This is a genomic window from Bacillus fungorum, from assembly GCF_002746455.1.
Taxonomy (GTDB): Bacteria; Bacillota; Bacilli; order Bacillales; family Bacillaceae_G; genus Bacillus_A; species Bacillus_A fungorum.
The window spans coordinates 1-611 of the sequence record NZ_NWUW01000160.1; the positions used below are offsets into that span (position 1 = coordinate 1).

Here is a 611-nt window from a genome sequence, read left to right on the forward strand (position 1 = left end):
GGTGTACAACTTGGAGATTGGACAGGTGCTCAAGTTGGACAAGGTAAACAAGTTGCAGACATCAATCAAGCGCAACCGGGGGATCTTATCTTCTATGAAAACCCAGGGCATGTTGCTATTTATATGGGTAACCAAAAAATGATTCATATTGGTGATAATAAGGGTGTACAAATTACAGGTCTAAACTATACGGCAAGAGGTCAACATATGACGCAAATTCGTAATGTTATAGACTGATAAGGGTGAGAGTAAATGGGAAAAATAATCAACATTTTATCCAATATGCCTCGTAAGTACTTGGTCATATTAGGGATTATCGTACTAGTGGCAGGTGTTGCTACCTATAATACTATTCATCGTTACATGATGAAATCACAAGTACAAGAGGAAGAGCAAGTAAACCAAGATGAAATAGAGATGCTTGGAGATAAGCCAAAGGGATTTGATACAAAAGAAGAGGAATATATCGCGAAAACAAAAACAGTAGAGGACTTACTGCGAAAAATTTCTAATAGTAGTTATGATGTCCCGTATTTATTTACGAAGGCTGGATTTGGTATTGAGCCAATGAAGATGACAAGCAATGAGCGTATGCTGGCTACAGAAGCTGT

Annotated in this window: 1 protein-coding gene and 1 pseudogene; both read left to right on the forward strand. The window is 38.0% G+C overall.

What is annotated here, in order from left to right; genetic code table 11:
- Window positions 1–237: C40 family peptidase (locus CO726_RS31235; protein ID WP_136699926.1), on the forward strand; the 237-nt coding region annotated here is incomplete at its 5' end.
- A gap of 15 nt (window positions 238–252) precedes the next feature.
- A pseudogene (locus CO726_RS31240) lies at window positions 253–611 on the forward strand (hypothetical protein); the annotation flags it as partial.